This window comes from Oceanirhabdus seepicola, from assembly GCF_023684385.1.
GTDB classification, from domain to species: Bacteria; Bacillota; Clostridia; order Clostridiales; family Clostridiaceae; genus Oceanirhabdus; species Oceanirhabdus seepicola.
The window spans coordinates 1,121,498-1,140,437 of the sequence record NZ_JAGSOJ010000001.1 but is presented as its reverse complement, the minus strand read 5'-3'; the positions used below and the strand labels follow the sequence as shown (position 1 = coordinate 1,140,437).

The window sequence follows — 18,940 nt, the reverse complement described above, 5'->3', positions numbered from 1 at the left end:
AGATATAATATATGGAATTATATCTATTAGGAGGACGACCTTGTTCTGGTAAGACTACTCTTTCTTATTATTTAGGTCAAAAGCATAAAATTGAAGTAAGGTACTTGGATGTATTTGCTCAAAAATGTATTAATGAATCTACGATAGATACACCTAATATTTATAGATGGAAAGACAAGGATTTAGTTGATGTATTACAAAAAAAGCCAGATATTTTGTTTAATGAATATTTAGGATTCTATGAGGAAATGTTTCCCATGTTATTTGATGAATTGGATTCAATTAAAGAGAAAAAGGTTATATTAGAAGGATCAATATTTCTGCCAAAATTTATTGATACATTAAAAGAAAAGTATGATGTAAACATTTGTTATTTAGTAACTGATGATGATTTTGTTAAGGAAAAGTATATAAAAAGAGATTATGTTCAAGATATGCTTACTAAGCCAAATGGGGAAATTGCAGTAACAAATCTATTAGAACGTGATAGCATATTTGCAAATTATATTGCTAACGAAATTGAGAAATATTCATTACCAAGGATACATATAAAATCAGGTAATGATATTGAAAAAGAGTTGAGTGCCTTAGAGAAAATATTGGGGTTATAATTTTGCTTTAGAGAATAATAGGACATTTCTTTTGATGGAAAGGTCCTATTATTTTTCTTTCTTATTGTGTTAAATATTATAATAATTCTAAAACATAATCAAAAAATGAAAGATTACACAAAAAATACACATGTACACTTTATAATTAAAATGTTAATAAAACAAGGGGGAGAGATTATTGAAGAAAAGGATTTCAATAATGTTGCTAATAGCAGCAATTGGATTTAGTTCATTCATGAGTTATTTCCATACAAATCATAATAAAAATTACAAAACACAGTTAAATAGAATTTATGGACATACGAGTAGAAAACTGGTTTCTAATAGAGAAGATCAGGGGAATATTATAATGAATTTTGGACAATTTATTGAAAATCTAAAAGAAACATTAAAAACTGAAGACTATAATAAGCTGATTAAATTAAATGAAAAATTAGATATTGCATTGAAAAAAAGTGATATGGAAAGATATTACGAAGTTACTGGTGAAATTTTTGAGATTTTTAGTAAATATGGAGATTATCTTTCATATATACACCAAAAAGTTTTGAATGGAGAAGTTTTATCTGCATTTAACGTAGTTAAAGGAAATATAGTAGTAAACAAACATATTACTAATAAGAATCCATCAGAAAATAATATTAAAAGTTATGAATTGCTTTGGAAAAGAATTAAGAATATTATACCTAAATCCTATATCGGAAAAATAACTAATTTTAATATAATAACAGATGGTAAAGCTAATATATTAGCTAGTGTAAGTGGAATAGATACAAGAGATAAAAAATGGGAATTGAATGTAGATAAGATAGATGCAATAAGAGAACATGGGCTATTAGACAACAATGAATTGAATAGTACTATTATTCATGAATTTGCACATATATTAACCTTAAATAGTTCTCAAATTGAAGGAGTTATAAAACCTGAAAGTGATAATTATGAGACATCTACATCTACTACAAAAGAAAATTCTTATTTAAACAAGTTTTACCAGAGATTCTGGAAAAAGATCTATGATGAATGGAAAGAAGCAAATGAATCAGGTGATTCTGAGAAAAAAGAAAATTTCTATAAAAAGTATGAAAATCAATTTGTTTCAGAATATGCATCAACTAATATAGAAGAAGATATAGCTGAGACCTTTACTGAGTTTGTTAAACAGGACAAGCCTAAAGGGAAGAAGATAAAAGATAAGAAGATCTTGTTTTTCTATGAATATAAAGAGACAAGAAAATTAAGAGAAGAAATAAGAGTTAATTTGAAAGAACTATCCAAAAATCAAAATAAAGAAAAAGAAATAAATGATCTAGGAGAATTTATAGAAAGTATCAAAGAGAAAGTAAGCTCAAAAGATTATAAAGAGTTAATTAAAAGATCAGAAGAAATGAAATTAGCACAAGAAAAAGATGACTATGATAAGGTAAATGATGTGTATATAAAAATAGATGAAATACTTCAGAGATATGATTATATTCTTGATGAGATTCTGGAGAGTATTAACGAACAAAGATATTTAGCATCATTTAATGTTATTAGTGGAGAGCTTTCTATTAATGATGAAATGATTAATAAAAAATATTCAAAGGAAAATATAAAAAGGTACAAGTCATTATGGGAAAGAATTAAGAATATTATTCCTAAATCATATATAGAAAGAATTATTAAATTTTCTATAGATACGGATGGTCAAAAAAATGTAATGGCTTATGTAAATGAAGAGGATTTAAATTCTGAAACGTGGAGACTGACAATAGATAAAATAGATGCAATTAAAGAAGATGAACAGTTAAATAATGAGGAATTAAATAATACTATTGTTCATGAGTTTGCCCATATTTTAACTTTAAATAATACTCAAGTAGAGGAAGGAATAATTGAAGATAGTAAAAACTATTGTACAGAGACAGCTACAACTAAGGATAATTCATATTTAAATAAGTTTTATAATAAGTTTTGGAAAGGTATCAATAAAAAGTGGACTGAGGCACAGGAATCAGAAGAATCAATGAGAGAATTTTATGAAAAGAATAAAAAACATTTCGTTACAGAATATGCATCTACAAATACACTGGAAGATATAGCGGAGAGTTTTACTGCTTTTGTTTTACAAGATAAGCCTAAAGGAAGGAATATTAGTGAAAAGAAAATTTTATTCTTTTATGATTATGAAGAAGCTATAAAAATTAGAAATGAGATAAGAAAAAATCTTAAAAAGTTGGGGAGTTTAAAATAATATATAAAAACTCCTTGTCCTAAAGAATAATAAGATGTAGCTTCTGCTAAAACAGAAGCATCCATCATTATCCATTCTACATTTGTTTAAGAGCGCAGCGTCAGCAGTGCTCTATTTTTTATGTTGTTTTTTATCTTCATGATGTTCTTTTTTATCATGGTGTATGTTATGTTCGTTATCTTCCATATGCTTTCCCATAGCATGTCTTTGAGTATTTGTTTCATGTTTAATCTTTGGCATATTATTCCCTCCATATTTTTAATATATTATTCTATATTAGTTTCTGCAAGTTTAATAATTTAATACTATGAGAACAATTTTCTATAAAAATTTTTTCTTGAATTATTTGATATATCACTCCCATATTGTAAGGAAACTGTAAAAAAATCTTGATTTACAAATTATTTAAACTTTGCTTATATCCACATTACTCTGTTTTTTCAGAGTATATACGATTAATTATAGTACTTGTAAATAGAATGGTATAATAATACACTATTACTGTAATCAATGGAATACGTTAAATATTTTAAAGAATGTAGGAGGATATTATTATGAGTAAATTACTTGATTTTTTAAATGAAAACAGGCAAGGACAATTTGCAACAATTAAAAATAATAAACCAGTTATGAGACCTTTTCAATTTGTATTCGAAAAGGATGGCAAGTTTTACTTTTTGACATCAAATACTAAGGATGTTTATAGACAACTGATAGCAGCAGGGGTTGCAGGTTTTGCAGTGATGGGTAAAGATATGAGCTGGGCTCGTTTAAGTGGAGAGGTTCAATTTGTTGATGGTTTAGAATTAAAAGAAGAAGCTCTTAATACTAATCCATTAATTCGTGGCATCTATAAAACTGCTGATAATCCTATTTTCGAAATGTTCTACATTCATAGAGGAGAGGCAAGCCTTCATAGAGGTGCAGGAGAGCTAATTGAAGAAATGGAAATTTAGGTTTATATATTAATGATTTTTTTGCAGTTAAGATAAGTTGGCAATTAAGTAAAATCAGGCACAGCCTGGTTTTACTTAATTACTTTCAGTTTATATTCTAGAATGTTACTTCCTCAATGACTTGACCAGTACCACCGTGTAAACTAGCAATACCATCATGTATACAAAATACTTCAAATATTGGATTGTCTGGTGATTTGTAGACTTTTTCAACTAATGGCTCCATCTCGAATATCTCATTTCTCAGTTCCATACTGTCACTGAATGTTACTTTTCCTCTTAATCGTACCCATTTACCATCTTGACCGAGTACTGCAAAACTAGCAGTCGGATTCTCCTGCAATTCTTTATAAACCTCTTTATTGTTAGCAGTAGCGAATATGAATTTCCCTTCTTTCTCAAATAAGAAATGGAAAGGACGCATATTAACTTGCCCATCCTTAATTGTACCAAATTGACCAATCCTATTTTCATTCAAGTAATCAACTATTTTCTTCATAACTAGACCTCCTAAAGTTATTGACATGAATAATCTCTTCACTTATTATTATAAATATATAGCGTGAATTTGAATAGTACTATAATTAAAGTGATATACTACGTTTTTTCGGTGAATTACTGGTATTAAAGGAGTTGAAGCGTTTGAATAAAGATATGTTAGAAGTTAAGTGTAATGTTGGAGTTACGCAAAGATTAATGCAGGGTAAATGGAAATTGGCAATTATGTATTTTCTTGCAGATAAAACTTATCGATTTGGGGAACTACATCGTGCCATGCCAAATATCCGTCAGGGATATTTGACACAACAATTAAGAGAATTAGAAAAAGATGGAATTGTACATCGTGAAGTATATAAACAGGTTCCGCCAAAGGTGGAATACTCACTAACTCCCATTGGTCTTGAATTCGTACCAGTTATTGAAGAAATGGAGAAATGGGGAGGAAAGTATGTTGAGTTATTGAAACAAATGGATGATAATGATAAAGACGTATAATAATATACGCCAGGCCGTTGAAAAAACTCAATCTCGGTGTCAATGCAGCTGTTTGTGATGCTTAAGCGCTGTTTTGTGACATTTTGCTGCTCGTTTGACTTGTTATTTGATAATGTTGAAAAAGAAATGATTGAGTTAGAGAAAGTATTAGGATAATAATCTGACTAAATTATAAGGGTTTTACTCATTTTATCATGGTGTATATTATGTTCGGTGTCTTCTATATGCTTTCCCATAGCATGTTTTTAAGTATTTGTTTCATGTTTAATCTTTGGCATTGTAGTTCCTCCGTATTTTTAATATAGTTTTCGTTACTAGTTTATACAAGTCTAATAATTTAATGATATAAGAACGATTTTCTATAAAATCTTTTGGCTGTGTAAAATATTATTGAAAATCTCTGGCTTTTAAGTGAGTCAATTACAGGAGCACTTAACTTAGGCTATTAAAAAAAGTCCAATCATCAGATTGGAGACTTTCAGCTATTCACATATATTTTATCTTTTGTGCAAGGCATTTTATATTTTAAAAACTCTGTATAAATAGCATGGGTAGGACAAATACTCTTACATTTGCCACAGCGAATACACTCCAAATGATTTGGGCTTTCCACAGGGTTTACATTCATCTTGCATGACCTTTCACAAGTACCACAGTTTGTACATTTTTCTTTGTCCACTCTATATTTAAAGGCTGAAACAGGGTTAAATATGGAGTATATGGCACCAAGAGGACAGATGTATTTGCAAAATGGTCTATATATAATGGTTGCTGCAATGATGTTAATGATTAAAAGAACATTTTTCCAAGCGTAAAGTGTACCAATGGTTTCTTTTAAGGCATCATTGGTCAGTACCAAAAACCAACCACCCTCAAATGTGCCCACAGGGCAGATGTATTTGCAGAAATATGGATTACCCTGTCCAATAATATCCACCAAAAATAATGGCATAAGAATAACGAATACAATTAAAATAACATATTTTAGCTTTCGAAGTACTTTATCACCTTTAAAGGTATTTATCTTTTTCACAAAGGGAATTTTGTGAAGCAAATCTTGTATCAGTCCAAAAGGACAGAGCCACCCACAGACAAATCTACCTATTAATGCACCGATAAAAATTAGAAATCCTGACAAATAAAAGGCAAACTTGAAGTTCCAGCTGCCTATTACGGCTTGAAGTGAACCGATAGGAGAAGAGCCTATTGCTCCGGGACATGATTAGCAGTTCATCCCCGGAACACAAAGTTTTTTTAGTTTACCTTGATAGATTTTCCCCTGTGCAAAGCCTATAAGGTAACTATTTGTTATAAATGCCCATATTGCCTGAATAGTATGGCGAAAGCCCTCATTTGATTTTCTTTTTTTAGCCAATTCCAACACACTCCAAACATATATTAATTGCCTTTTCAAACATTACAGGCAGTTCTCCGCGCATAAGCCCAAAAGCCATAAAACCCATACTTATACACAAAACTAGTATTGTAAAAAGGTTTGTTTTGAAAATTTTCTGCATAAGCACACTACTCCTTAATAGATTTTAGCTCTTTCTCAATAATTTTTATCCATTCCTCTTTACTTCTTGCACCAACATAGGCATCCCCTATAATGTTACCTTTACTATCCACAAAGAATGTTTCAGGATATGCTGAAATTCCTTTAAGTCTACTCTTTCTAAGAGCATCATCTGGAATAATAAACTCAAACTCTGCACCTGTTTTTTTAGCAATTGCATTAGCTTTTGCAAGTTTTTCCTCATTAATGCTGCCTTTGTCGTTTACGTCCATTACAATACCTACTACATTTACACCCTTACCTTCCATTTCAGAATCAATCTCTGCAAGGTGAGGAATTTCTGCTACACAAGGGGAACACCATGTAGTAAATATGTTCACAAGGGTTAAATCATAGTCCATAAAAATATTCTCTGTAATCTCATTGCCAAAAATATCTTGAGCTTTAAACTCACCTATAGTTGTATCTGTGCTTTTAGGTGCTGATAAAATATATTTGGTGGTGGACTTTTAACCTACTACATATCAGGAAAAATGCTTAAACCTGTAAAGGAACTAAGCGAAAAGATAGAAAATGTTACAGCACATAATCTTTCTCAAAAGATTGAAACCCCAAATATACAGGATGAGATTTACGGACTTACAAAATCATTTAACACCATGATTGAAAAACTAGAACAATCTTTTGAAAGTCAAAAACAGTTTTCTGCAAATGCTGCACACGAACTTCGTACCCCACTTGCAGTGTTACAAGTAAAACTTGATGTGTTTGAAAAGGAAGAAAATCACAATATAGAGGAGTTCACAGAGCTTATCTCCGATATGAAAAAGCACACTTCAAGGCTTTCGAACCTTGTGATCAGCCTTTTGGAGCTAACTAATTTAGAGGAAATTCCAATGGAAAATAATATCGAAGTCTACTCACTTATAGAAGAAATATTATGGGATTTAGATTCCATTGCAGAGAAGAATAATATAAGCCTTTCACTTACAGGTGATACCGCTAAGATTATAGGTGATGATACCCTGCTTTATCGTGGATTCTACAATCTCATAGAAAATGCAATAAAATATAACAACCATAACGGGAAGGTGGATGTAGACATTGAAACTAAAAATAATGATGTTATTATAAAAATTTCTGATACTGGAATTGGTATTCCAACAGATATGAAGGAAAGAATCTTTGAGCCCTTTGTTAGAGTTGATAAATCTCGTTCAAGAGAGATGGGTGGTGCAGGCTTAGGGCTTGCAATTACAAGCGAAATTATAAAAAAACACGGTGGCAGTATAGAAATTTCGGATAATATGCCAAAAGGAACGATTTTCACAGTGAAAATACTAAGGCTATAGTTCTTTTTTCACAAAGTAAATAATTAATAATTAAACTTAAAATTTTCTATAAGAAATAATAAAATACTCCATAACATTGTAAAAGAGTTTTCATATGTTATGGAGTGAGTTTTATCAATCTATATCATCCATATAATCAAACTAATTTATTTTTCTTTTTTATTAAATTATAAACAAAAAATACAAGACCTACAATCATAAAAACACCAGACATACGAGTTAAAAAATCTCTTGCGAAATCACTAAAAATATTATAATGACTGCATATGATGTTTATAATCTGAATAAGTAAGCCAATTGGTAATAATACACTTAATATTTTACTTATCATAGTAAAACCTCCTTAATGCACCCTTTTATTTGGTTTATGCACTCATAATATTATTTATTGAAACATCTTTTTAAAAAAATTCATTTTGCAATCCTTAAATTTTGAAATTTCGTGGTTCATAGAATAAATTCCAAATAACATAAGTATAATAGCAAGCCCTAAAAACAAGCCACTAACAAAATCTGGTAATAAACCAAGGTGATTTAAACCCATATGTAGTCCATAAAAAAGTAAAGCAAAGCTTATATAATTATTTGAGTTTTTCAACTAAATTACCTCAATATATATTAATTATAGTTAATTAAATTTATCTATCTTATTTTAAAAAAAATAATTCACTCCCTCCAAAACCCTTTAATTGCCGTGGCTTGCTATAATAAAACTTTACCATTAATAACAAGCACCTTCTATAAAATTGGTATGAAAAGAGTGTATTCTGCATGAATGGAGAGAAAATTTGAGTGAATGAGTCATTGATACACAATACTACTCGTATTATGATTAAAATCAGTCTTAATATTTTCTCTTGAAATTATGTAAAAAACAATTATAACTGTTTATTACATAGAATGTAATAATAATGTTATTTATAATATAATCAAGACATGTATTTGTTTGGCTATATCGCAGATAACATTCTGCTTTATAATAAAATTAAAAATAAGAAGGGAAGATGTAGAATGAAAAGTTTAACAATATTAGAGGTAGTAGCAGAATAATTTAACAGGTTTTACAAACTAGTATTATGAAGTCTGTTTTGCCTGTTAATAAATAATTTAGAAAAGGGGATAAAAATGGATTATAATAATATTATTAAGAATTGTGAAGAAAGCAGTTATTTAATCAGTATGACACCATTGCAAAAAATAGTAGAAACAGGTTATTATTTGGAACTTAATAATCAAAGTAAGGTTCTAGATTTATGCTGTGGATATGGAGAAATGCTTAAAATTTGGTGTGAAGCCTTTGGGATTTCAGGTAAAGGTGTAGATATTTGTAAGGAATTCATTAACAAGGGCAATGAAAGAATAGCGCAAAATGGACTTAACAATAAAATATCTTTGGTTGTTGAAAATGTAAAAGAATATCATGATAATGAAAAGTATGATGTAGCCTGTCTCATTGGTGAAGATTTGTTTGGTGGTTTAAAAGGAACTATCAGGGTTCTTGAGTCATTCATAAAAGAAGATGGTAAAATGATAATTGGTATACCATATTTACACCAAAAAGAAACGCCAAAGGAATTGATTGAGTTTGAAGGTGAACTTCATACACTAGAAGAGATTTATGATATTTCCAGAGAAAGTGGGTGCTTAATTACGCACATTGCAGGTTGTACACAAAATGAATGGGAAAGGTATATAACTTGGAGTGCACGTCGTGATTTGCAATGGTTGAAAGATAATCCAAATCATATTGATTATGAAAAAAAACAAGCATGGATTGACTATTGGTATAAAATGTACTTTAACTATCGAAAAGATTATGAAGGTTGGGCTTTATTTGTTCTTGAAAGAGTTTAGTGTAATAAGTATGGAAAACTTATTTTAATTAAATATTATAAATAAGCAGCAAGGGATACAACAAGTAAGAACAGCAGTATGTTTATATCACCTGGATTTATTATTAAAAAGTTTGATAGGGATTATGAAAATAAAATTAATGGGAAAATATTAAAGAAAAAAAGGCTTGTACATCCACAATAAAAGGTAGGGTTGTACAAGCTTCTGTTTTTATAGATATTTAAATTTATGAACCGTCCCCAATATGTCGGGATTGGACAAAATTATATTCCTAGAATTGTCTTTAATTCCTCAATACGCCCTTTAGAGAGTGGAATCTCACTTTTGGTCTTATCATTAAGAATCAAAGAATAACTGTTCTTTGACCAAGCAATTAGTTCTTTAATGTTTTGAAGATTAACAATATATGATCTATGACATCTAAAGAACCCAAAGGCTTTTAGTTTTTGTTCCAGTTGAGCTAGAGTTAGTGAACATTGAAATTCACCTTCAACTGTGTGAAGAACAGCGGCTCTATCTCTACTCTCACAATAAATAATATCAGTTGGATTGAAGAGAATTATTTTATCATCTACCTTTGCAGGCACCTTATTGAACTTTAGGGATATATTCATATTTATATCATCATTTTTGCTTGAAGTAACATTCTTTTCATCATCTTCTATAGAGACAGTATATTTAGCTGATTCTTGATTAGATTTTTTAGAAGAACTATCATTAGACTCAGTGAAAGAAGTATCAACAGAGCTCACAACAGAATCCTTTGAAACGATGGTTGTATTAACTGAATTCATGGGTGGTTTTTCTGTCTCTTCATCTGAGATATTATCATCTGTATTTTCTTCAGGAAAACTTACTGGAAGAATCTTTCCCTCCTCATAAATGTAAACTGATTCTGTTGTTAAGAAACAATTATCTATATCATTAGATAAAATCAATATACCTGTTCCGTTTGTATTAGCATCTAATATAATCTTTTTTATTAAGATTCTACTCTCTAAATCCACATTATCAAATGGATTCTGGATAATTGCAAAATCAGGGGTATGTAAAAATACTCTCATTATTGATAATCGCCTTTGTTGACTAGAAGACAATTTGTTTATCTTTGTACTTCTATGTTTATGCAAGCCGTAATGATTAAGCATTTGATCAATATCAATTTCAGAATTATAAAGTTTTTTGAAATATGATAGATATTGATAAGGGGTCAGCCTCATATACAAACCATCGTTTATAGTATAAAGACCAATTTCACTTAATAATTTCTTAGTTAAATTATAATTTGATGTTTCAAGTAGTTTAATCTCTCCAATAGAAAATGAAGTTATATTTAAAATTAAATTTATTAATTCACTGCTGATATCTGAACTACATTTGATTGATTTGATTTCATTTCTATCAATAGAGAAATTTACATCATTAAATAGTTTTAAGTTCCCATTATTTATAGTAAGGTTTTTTATATCTAGTAAGTTCATATTAAGCTCTCCTATAGAAAATTATTACAATAAGTACAATTATAATTATATTAGCAGAAGATGATAAAGTAAATAATTAATAATTGAACCTAAAACTTACTATAAAAATTATAAAAATGGAAATATGAATAATTGTTTATTTGCTTCAAAATAAACAATTTTCACTCCAATAGATGGTATAATTAATCGTAGTACACAAGTATAACTAACATCGAAATTGAGATTATTTATAAAATTTGTAGGGAGGTGCATTGATGGATAAAATTAAATTTGCATTATTCACTGATTTACATTATGATCATATTCCCGATGGGCGTGAAAGAATTGAAAATTTCGTAACTAATATTAAAGATACAGATGTAGATTTTGTTATTCAACTTGGAGATTTCTGTATTCCTAAAGAGGAAAATCAAGTTTTACTTGATATGCTTGATAGTATAGGAAAACCTTATTACCATGTGATAGGAAATCATGATTCTGATTTATTTCCAAGGGAAAAAGTCATGAATTTTTTACATATGGGAAAAAGTTACTATTCATTTAATTATGGTAAAGTTAAGTTTATTGTATTAGATACTTGCTTTATCAAGACAGACAATGGATATGAACCCTATTGCAAAAAAAATTATAATAGGATAAAAGACATATATCCCATTCTTCCAGATTATGAATTTAAGTGGTTGGAAGACCAATTAACTGATGATAGTGAGTATTTTGTTATTTTTTCACATCATAGTTTTGAAAATGAGTTTGCTAAAAGAGGAGTATATAATCGGGATGAAGTAAGAAGTTTGATTAACAGAGTAAATCAAACAGGGAAGAAAGTGCTGTTATGTATCAATGGACACGACCATGGAGATTCTCTTGAGAAAATTGGACAAACATATTATTTTGGTTTAAATACAATGTCATATATATGGTTTGGACCTGAATATGAGCATTTTTGTTACTCTGATGAAATACATAAAAAATATCCAGGGTTGAAGGATATTGTTCTATATGAAGAAGGGTTATATAGTATTATAACAATTACAGAACATGGTGGTATTGAGATACAAGGTATGAATGGTCAGTACCAGAATATTTCACCAAGAGAGTTGGGACTTGGAGATGTATGGAATGGACGATCCATATTACCTACTATATCTTCATTAAAAGTAGAGTGAATTTAAAAAGCCTATATCTTAAATTACCATGTAAAATAAGATATAGGCTTTGTTTTATAGGCTTAAAGTGTAATTATATATCCTTAATATAAATAATAATTCAATATCAACATTAGTCTTATAGGCAGCTATGTTTATAGTTTTTCTATCTCTTTCATCAGTTCTTCTACTAAATTTTCTTCTTTAACCTTTTTTAGTACTTGGCCTTTTTTAAATATTAAACCAGTCCCATTACCACCTGCAATGCCAATATCTGCTTCTCTAGCTTCTCCGGGACCATTAACAGCACAACCCATTATAGCTACTTTAATATTTTTTTTGCATTTTGCTAATCTCTTTTCTACTTCTTCAGCTATTTTTATAAGATTTATTCGTGTTCTACCACATGTAGGGCAGGATACAAGCTCAACGCCTTCGTCTATATAGAGTAAAGATTTAAGAATTTCATGACCTACTTTAACTTCATCCGATACATCCCCAGTAAGTGAAACTCTTATAGTATCCCCAATACCCTCTGCTAAAAGAGTCCCTATCCCTATGCTAGATTTTATAGTTCCACTCCATGGAGTCCCTGCTTCAGTAACGCCTAGATGAAGTGGGTAATTCACTTTTTCAGAAATCAATCTGTAGCTTTCTATCATTTGCATTACATTAGAAGATTTTATAGAAATACATATATCATAAAAATTTAAACTTTCTAATATTCTTACATGTTTTAAAGCACTTTCAACCAAGGCTTCTGGGCAAACTTTCGTATACTTTTCTAAAATGTCCTTTTCTAAAGAACCTGAATTTACTCCGATTCTAATAGGTATACCTTTACTTTTCGCAGCTTTCACTACCATTTTTATTCTATCTAAATTTCCAATATTGCCTGGGTTTATCCTTAATGCATCAACTCCACTTTCTATAGATTTAAGTGCTAATCTATAATCAAAATGTATATCTGCTACTAGAGGGATATGAATTTGTTTTATTATATTTTTCAAAGCTTCTGCAGATGCTATATCAGGTACAGCACACCTTATAATGTCACAACCTGCTTTTTCTAAGTTAAGAATTTGTTTTACAGTAGCATCTACATCTCTAGTATCTGTAGTAGTCATAGACTGCACAGAGATTTTTGAATCTCCACCTACATATATATTTCCTACTTTTATTTTTTTTGTGATTCTCCTATCCATTAATCCAACCTCCTTAGGTTTCTATAGCGAAGCGCGTAGAACGCGTCTTTTTTATATTTTATTGAACTTATTATAGTATACTAAAGGATTTTCGATTTCAAAAACGAATTATATTAATGATAACAATCGAAATAATCGATAATAGAGGAGGTCTTTATGAATATTGAAGCCATTGAATCTTTTATTTTACTTGCAAAGAATAAAAACTTTACTAAGACAGCAGAGATTCAGTATGTAGTTCAATCAACAATTTCAAATAGAATAAATGAATTAGAGAAATATGTAGGAAAAGAATTATTTTATAGAAGCAACAGAAATGTAGAGCTTACTGATGCAGGAAAGGCTTTTTTACCTTATGCTAAACGGATTCTTGTATTAAAAAAAGATGGAATAATTAAAGCTAGATCCACTGGCAAATATCAAGATAGATTGGCAATTGGAGTGGTAGATTCAATATATAAAGGGGCTTTATCATCTGTAATAAAAGAGTATTTTAATAAATTTTCAAATATTGCTGTAAAGCTTAAAGTTAATGATTCTGAAGAAATTATAAGGCTTTTAGGAGATGAAATATTGGATGTGGGTTTCATATATACTAACCCTAAATTGAGTAAATTTAAAGTTATAGATTTTTATGAAGATGAGATAATTTTGGTAACAAGTCATAAAAATAAAGGGGATATTAAAAAAGTAATAACATCTAGTGAGTTTTTAGAAGTGCCTTTGCTTTATGCAGATTTAGGGTCAGAATTTTTTAAGTGGTTAAGTGAAGCTGTTGGAGATAGTCCATTATTAAAGCTTTCAGTAGATAGGATTTCATATGTTGTTGATTTTGTTAAGGATGGATTTGGATATGCTTTTGTTACTAAATCATCAGTAGAAAAAGAATTATTAGAAAGGGATCTAATTCAAATTAATCTAAAAGATTTAAAACCACCTTCTAAAAAAGTGTACATGGTAATTAATGAAAGTAAAATTAATTCACTTGCTATTAGAAATTGGGTAGACATGCTAGAGGGAAGATTAAAATAAAAGTAGCATTAAGAATTCATAATCGAAATTTTAAATCATTCCTATTAAAATTATTCGTTATTAAAATTATCCATTCTCAATTATAATAAAGATGAAATTACAACAATATTAAATCATATAAAAAGCAGGTGATATTATGAGAGAGGTAATACTAGCGGATAAATCAGGGTTTTGCTTTGGAGTTAATAGAGCTTATGAAACAGCTCTAGAAAAAACAAATGATAAAAATTTTAGAACATATACATTAGGATCCCTTATTCACAATGAAGAAGCTATAAACTATCTAAAAGAAAAGCGGGTAGAACCTATTGGATATGATGAGGTTGGAAAATTAGAAAAGTATGATGAAATTATCATTAGAGCACAAGGGGTTACAGAAGAAATAGAAAAAAAGCTCAGGGGGATTTTTAATACTGTGGTTGATTGTACTTGTCCATTTGTAAAGAAAATTCAAAATAAAGCTCGTGAATACTATGAAAAAGATTATCAAATTGTTCTAGTAGGTGATAAGAATCATCCTGAGATTATTGGAATCAATGGGTGGTGTAATAGTTCAGCATTTATCACAAGAGATGAGGAAGACATAAGATTATTTGATAAAAACATTTGTATACTAGCTCAAACTACTGAAAGGAAAGAAATATGGGATGGGATTGTTGATAAAATAAAAGAGTTTAATAAAGATAAAGAAGTTATAGCTATTAATACAATATGTAATGCAACAACTGAAAGACAAGCAGCAGCGAAGGATTTAGCTCAAACCACTCCTGCAGTAGTAGTTATAGGTGGGAAAGCTAGTTCAAATACAAAGAAACTTTATGAGATATGCAAGGAGTATTGCTCAAATACTCAACAAGTATCTACTGTTAAGGATATAAGAATGGATCTTCTAAAAGATATTAAAACAGTAGGTGTTACAGCTGGAGCATCAACCCCAAAATGGATTATCGAAGATATAGTTAATTTCTTAAAGAATTCATAAAAAGCTTCTACATTCACTTTAACCATAGGTGAGATGTAGAAGTATTCATCTTTAATTAGTAATTAATCAAATACTAACTTTAGTAACCTATATTATTCATATAATCAAACTAGTTTATCTAACTTTATCTGACTTAATTATTTAAGTTTCTTTTTTCTATAGATAACTATGAAGAATATAAATCCAAATACTAGCCACATAACTAAATATAGAATACTTAAGAATATTGAATTTGCATTGTTTGAAAGTGCCTCAGGCAGTAAAATGCTTTCCATACTATAAGCCGGTAATATACTTACAATTTTTTTGATGATTACATTATTTGTATCTGTGAAAAAAATAGGTGCTAAATAAATAAATACTGCAGGAAGTGATAGAACACCTGAAGCTTTTTCGCTTGGTGCTAACATACCTATAGCAATCCCGAAAAGTATAGAACCATAACCTGCAAGAGATACAATAATTATATACATGAGGATATTTATATCACCTGGATTCAATATGAATAAGTTAGCTAATGAACTTATTATGATTAATAAAAATGTCATTAATGTTTTTCCTAGTAAAACTTCTAGTTCACTTATTGGAGAGAGCATGAGCACTTTTAATGTGTGTTTTTCCTTTTCCTCAGCGAAAGTACCCGCTGATTGTGCCACCCCTATTAATGAAATGCCCATTAGTGTTGTAACAACTAATAAATATTTCATTGCATAATTAGGTGTTTCAGAAGAATTAGAAAAATTGATTTTAAATATAATTGAAAAAACAACTGGCATCAAACATATACAAAGATAGCTTATGTTGCTCTTGAAATCTTGTAGTTCTTTTATAAAAATTGCATTAAATCTTTTCAATGAAAATGTCATTATAAATCCCTCCCCGTTACTTTAAGAAAAACTTCACCTAGTGTTGGCTCACATGAATGAATAGATGAAATCTCTTTTGATTTGATTAAAGATAGTATCTTCTCTCCACCAGATTCATTCAATTCTACATAATGTGTATCCATATTTTTCATTAATAGTTTAACATTTGATTTTGTATATTTCAATTTTATTTTTGTAGGAGAATCAACTAGAGAAAGTTTACCCTCTACTAGAAAGCCTATTCTATCACAAAGAAGATCAGCTTCCTCCATATTATGAGTTGTTAAAAAGATGGTTGTACCTTTAGCGTTCAACTTTTTTAATATATTATGGATATATGAGGCATTAACCGGATCAAGTCCAGAAGTAGGCTCATCTAAAAATAGTATTTCAGGCTCATGTAAGAAAACCCTTGCTAGTTTAACTCTTTGTTTCATTCCTTTTGAAAGATTCTTCACAAGTTTTTTCTTTTCATCTAATAATCCAACACAATCAAGAATTTCATCAATCTTACAGAATGGAACATCATAAATGCTGCAGAATAATTTAAGGTTGTTATATATACTAAGTCGTTCATAAAGTCCACAGTTATCTGTTAGCACTCCAATTTTAGAAAGAAACTCTTTTTTATTATTTCTAGGATTGCAATTAAGTATAGAGACTTCTCCTTCGCTTTCCATCAGTTGACCTGTGAATATTTTTATCATTGTAGTTTTCCCAGCGCCACTTGGACCTAATAGCCCGAAAATTTCACCTTTATTAACTGACAAAGAAACTTTATTTAAGGCAAGTTGTGTATCATAGATTTTAGTTACGTTATTAATAGTTATAATATTTTTAGTGTTTTTCAATTTATTTAATCCCTCCACATGACTTTAATTGCAATGACTTGATTACAAGAAAACTTTAACATTAATAATAAGGATTTACTACAAAACTGGTATGAAAGGAGCGTATTCTGCATGAATGGAGGGTGAATTTGAGTGAATGAGTCCTAAATGACAAATATCTTCACAATAACTTAAAATATAATATTTTAATAGTAAAATTCCTCGTTTATTAATTCTTGAATTTTACAGCAATTTAATATATTATTAAATTATGGAAGTGGGAGGTGAAAGGTTGGATAATGAAGGCACTCCACATGTTAAACTTAAGGATCTTTATATAGGTGAAGTTGACGGTAAAAAAGAAGCAAGTAAAAGTAATTTTTTAGATTATTTCTATAAAGGGCACCCTGCCGTAAAAAAGAGCCAAAAAAATGATATATATTTTATTTTTGGGAGAAAAGGAACAGGAAAGACTATCTTAGCGTATTTTCTTAAGAAACAATATAGTGATAAAGACTATATATGCAAGATAATAGATGCTCATGAATTTGAATTGAATTACCTCACAGAACTATATTCTGCTACCTTGGAGTATGACCAATATTATCTATTCTGGAAATGGAATATCCTACTACATATCGCTGAAACTCTTATTGAGCAACATAGGGTTAGAAAAATGATTCCTTTTTCTAAGGTAGGACGAATACGTAAAGTGATGAAAAGTAGATATAGTACAACGAAGGGATATAAACAAGACGGGTTTAGTATACAGAGAACAAATGAATTAGGAACAACTATGAAAAGTGTTATGATGAATAGCCCCTTTGAAGGGATGTTCAATTCAGCAAAAAAGACCACTGTGGGTAGAAAATTTACAAAGACAAAGTATTACGAAGAAATAAAAACATTTGAGAAGTACATAAAGAAGGCATTAAAAAATAATAGTAAGTTTCTCATAATATACGATGATCTTGATGAACTTAAAATAGCAGCGGATAAAGAGGGTAATATTAATATTAAGCTTATAGAAAAGATATTCAGTGTTATTAGAGATATAAATATAATGATAAATAAATCATGTAAGAATAATGGATCGAAGGTTATGCTACTTTTTAGAAATGATCTTTTAGATATGATTAATTCACATTCACATAATTTAAATAGAATTGTGTCAGATAGCCAGGCGATATTGGATTGGCATTACAACTGCGATAAGAGGCCTTATGATGATCCACTCATGGACTTAATTCTTCACAAAATGAAGCTATCTAATGAACTGCTTAAAGAGTTATCCACAAAAGAAATATATGAGAAATATTTTTCTAATAAGGTTGATGGAATAAGTGTTGTTAGATATCTTAAAAGGTATAGTTTCGGTAAACCAAGGGATTTCATAAAATATCTAAATATAATAAAAGAACAATATCCTGAGAAGGATAAGTTTGTATCTCATACCTTTAAGAAATGTGAGAGAAAGTTCTCAGAATATTTCTATAGTGAACTCATAAATGAACTTTCAATATCAGAAAATAGCGAGTTCGTTAAAGAATCACTACTTTTAATTAGAAACTTTAAAAAATCAAGTTTTAGGTATGATGATATAAATAGATACTTTATGGACAATATTGAAACATATAAGAATATACGGAGTTGTAAAGAAGCCTTAAGATTTATGTATAAGAAGGGCGTTCTAGGAAACTCCTGGATATATAAAAAGAACAAAAGAGGGAAAGAGATATACCATTTTTCATGGGCATTCAGAAATGATTCAAGTCCAGAACCAAATTATACTCAAGCGTTTACAGTGCATAAAGCAATACATAAAAAGTTTTCTATGTAAGAATAAAGAGTACTTGAGTAGAAAAGAGAGTCCTAGTA

At 29.4% G+C, this 18,940-nt stretch carries 21 protein-coding genes and 1 pseudogene; 10 read left to right on the top strand and 12 right to left on the bottom strand.

The window, feature by feature from the left end:
- Window positions 1–11 precede the first annotated feature (11 nt).
- A complete protein-coding gene (locus KDK92_RS04930; RefSeq protein ID WP_250857956.1) occupies window positions 12–611 on the top strand; it encodes a hypothetical protein in 600 nt (199 codons plus the stop codon).
- 178 nt (window positions 612–789) lie between these two features.
- Window positions 790–2,847, top strand: coding sequence for a zinc-binding metallopeptidase (locus KDK92_RS04925; RefSeq protein WP_250857954.1), 2,058 nt, complete (start codon window positions 790–792; stop codon window positions 2,845–2,847).
- Window positions 2,848–2,958: 111 nt separating this feature from the next.
- Here the strand turns inward: KDK92_RS04925 and KDK92_RS24455 are convergent, their stop codons facing one another.
- Entirely contained in the window at window positions 2,959–3,087 is a 129-nt protein-coding gene (locus tag KDK92_RS24455) for a hypothetical protein (protein ID WP_276575867.1), read from the bottom strand.
- 314 nt (window positions 3,088–3,401) lie between these two features.
- On the opposite strand from KDK92_RS24455, the gene KDK92_RS04920 reads away from it, so the two are divergent.
- Window positions 3,402–3,803: a pyridoxamine 5'-phosphate oxidase family protein gene (locus tag KDK92_RS04920; RefSeq protein WP_250857952.1), complete on the top strand. Its 402-nt coding sequence runs from the start codon at window positions 3,402–3,404 to the stop codon at window positions 3,801–3,803.
- A gap of 97 nt (window positions 3,804–3,900) precedes the next feature.
- Here KDK92_RS04920 and KDK92_RS04915 read toward each other — a convergent pair whose 3' ends face one another.
- The gene (locus tag KDK92_RS04915) at window positions 3,901–4,302 is read right to left on the bottom strand and encodes a pyridoxamine 5'-phosphate oxidase family protein (RefSeq protein ID WP_250857950.1); all 402 of its coding nucleotides are present in this window, start codon (window positions 4,300–4,302) and stop codon (window positions 3,901–3,903) included.
- 143 nt (window positions 4,303–4,445) lie between these two features.
- Between KDK92_RS04915 and KDK92_RS04910 the strand changes: the two genes are divergently transcribed.
- Window positions 4,446–4,799: a winged helix-turn-helix transcriptional regulator gene (locus tag KDK92_RS04910; RefSeq protein WP_338115233.1), complete on the top strand. Its 354-nt coding sequence runs from the start codon at window positions 4,446–4,448 to the stop codon at window positions 4,797–4,799.
- Between the two features lie 478 nt (window positions 4,800–5,277).
- On the opposite strand, the gene KDK92_RS24960 is transcribed toward KDK92_RS04910, so the two are convergent.
- From KDK92_RS24960 to KDK92_RS04890, 5 genes and pseudogenes are all read right to left on the bottom strand, one after another.
- Window positions 5,278–5,832, bottom strand: coding sequence for a 4Fe-4S binding protein (locus KDK92_RS24960; RefSeq protein WP_476739430.1), 555 nt, complete (start codon window positions 5,830–5,832; stop codon window positions 5,278–5,280).
- 3 nt (window positions 5,833–5,835) lie between these two features.
- A pseudogene (locus KDK92_RS24955) lies at window positions 5,836–5,937 on the bottom strand (4Fe-4S binding protein); the annotation flags it as partial.
- Between the two features lie 84 nt (window positions 5,938–6,021).
- Window positions 6,022–6,174, bottom strand: coding sequence for a hypothetical protein (locus KDK92_RS24950; protein ID WP_250857949.1), 153 nt, complete (start codon window positions 6,172–6,174; stop codon window positions 6,022–6,024).
- The gene (locus KDK92_RS04895) at window positions 6,167–6,316 is read right to left on the bottom strand and encodes a CD1871A family CXXC motif-containing protein (RefSeq protein WP_250857947.1); all 150 of its coding nucleotides are present in this window, start codon (window positions 6,314–6,316) and stop codon (window positions 6,167–6,169) included. The genes KDK92_RS24950 and KDK92_RS04895 overlap by 8 nt, the downstream gene beginning before the upstream one ends.
- Before the next feature lie 7 nt (window positions 6,317–6,323).
- Complete coding sequence (locus KDK92_RS04890) at window positions 6,324–6,773, bottom strand: TlpA family protein disulfide reductase (RefSeq protein ID WP_338115243.1); 450 nt, start codon at window positions 6,771–6,773, stop codon at window positions 6,324–6,326.
- Window positions 6,774–6,848: 75 nt separating this feature from the next.
- Between KDK92_RS04890 and KDK92_RS04885 the strand changes: the two genes are divergently transcribed.
- On the top strand, window positions 6,849–7,667 hold the full coding sequence (locus tag KDK92_RS04885; RefSeq protein WP_250857944.1) for a HAMP domain-containing sensor histidine kinase: 819 nt from the start codon (window positions 6,849–6,851) through the stop codon (window positions 7,665–7,667).
- A 136-nt stretch (window positions 7,668–7,803) separates the two neighbouring features.
- Here the strand turns inward: KDK92_RS04885 and KDK92_RS04880 are convergent, their stop codons facing one another.
- Window positions 7,804–7,998, bottom strand: coding sequence for a hypothetical protein (locus KDK92_RS04880; protein ID WP_250857942.1), 195 nt, complete (start codon window positions 7,996–7,998; stop codon window positions 7,804–7,806).
- 794 nt (window positions 7,999–8,792) lie between these two features.
- Here KDK92_RS04880 and KDK92_RS04875 point away from each other — a divergent pair.
- Window positions 8,793–9,521 carry an SAM-dependent methyltransferase gene (locus KDK92_RS04875; protein WP_250857941.1) on the top strand — a complete coding sequence of 243 codons (729 nt, stop codon included), beginning with the start codon at window positions 8,793–8,795 and terminating at the stop codon, window positions 9,519–9,521.
- A 263-nt stretch (window positions 9,522–9,784) separates the two neighbouring features.
- Here KDK92_RS04875 and KDK92_RS04870 read toward each other — a convergent pair whose 3' ends face one another.
- Window positions 9,785–11,002 carry a LytTR family transcriptional regulator DNA-binding domain-containing protein gene (locus KDK92_RS04870; RefSeq protein ID WP_250857939.1) on the bottom strand — a complete coding sequence of 406 codons (1,218 nt, stop codon included), beginning with the start codon at window positions 11,000–11,002 and terminating at the stop codon, window positions 9,785–9,787.
- Between the two features lie 254 nt (window positions 11,003–11,256).
- On the opposite strand from KDK92_RS04870, the gene KDK92_RS04865 reads away from it, so the two are divergent.
- Complete coding sequence (locus KDK92_RS04865) at window positions 11,257–12,168, top strand: metallophosphoesterase family protein (RefSeq protein WP_250857937.1); 912 nt, start codon at window positions 11,257–11,259, stop codon at window positions 12,166–12,168.
- Window positions 12,169–12,302: 134 nt separating this feature from the next.
- Here KDK92_RS04865 and ispG read toward each other — a convergent pair whose 3' ends face one another.
- A complete protein-coding gene (gene ispG / locus KDK92_RS04860) occupies window positions 12,303–13,352 on the bottom strand; it encodes a flavodoxin-dependent (E)-4-hydroxy-3-methylbut-2-enyl-diphosphate synthase (protein ID WP_250857935.1) in 1,050 nt (349 codons plus the stop codon).
- Between the two features lie 156 nt (window positions 13,353–13,508).
- Between ispG and KDK92_RS04855 the strand changes: the two genes are divergently transcribed.
- Complete coding sequence (locus tag KDK92_RS04855; RefSeq protein WP_250857933.1) at window positions 13,509–14,384, top strand: LysR family transcriptional regulator; 876 nt, start codon at window positions 13,509–13,511, stop codon at window positions 14,382–14,384.
- Between the two features lie 136 nt (window positions 14,385–14,520).
- Window positions 14,521–15,366, top strand: a complete 846-nt coding sequence (gene ispH / locus KDK92_RS04850) for a 4-hydroxy-3-methylbut-2-enyl diphosphate reductase (RefSeq protein WP_250857931.1) — start codon at window positions 14,521–14,523, stop codon at window positions 15,364–15,366.
- A 137-nt stretch (window positions 15,367–15,503) separates the two neighbouring features.
- Here the strand turns inward: ispH and KDK92_RS04845 are convergent, their stop codons facing one another.
- Together KDK92_RS04845 and KDK92_RS04840 are read right to left on the bottom strand one after the other, a co-directional pair.
- Window positions 15,504–16,232, bottom strand: a complete 729-nt coding sequence (locus KDK92_RS04845; protein WP_250857929.1) for an ABC transporter permease — start codon at window positions 16,230–16,232, stop codon at window positions 15,504–15,506.
- Window positions 16,232–17,083: an ABC transporter ATP-binding protein gene (locus tag KDK92_RS04840; RefSeq protein WP_250857927.1), complete on the bottom strand. Its 852-nt coding sequence runs from the start codon at window positions 17,081–17,083 to the stop codon at window positions 16,232–16,234. The genes KDK92_RS04845 and KDK92_RS04840 overlap by 1 nt, the downstream gene beginning before the upstream one ends.
- Window positions 17,084–17,354: 271 nt before the next feature.
- Here KDK92_RS04840 and KDK92_RS04835 point away from each other — a divergent pair, with 271 nt between their 5' ends.
- Window positions 17,355–18,902, top strand: coding sequence for a P-loop ATPase, Sll1717 family (locus KDK92_RS04835; protein ID WP_250857926.1), 1,548 nt, complete (start codon window positions 17,355–17,357; stop codon window positions 18,900–18,902).
- Window positions 18,903–18,940: the final 38 nt, after the last annotated feature.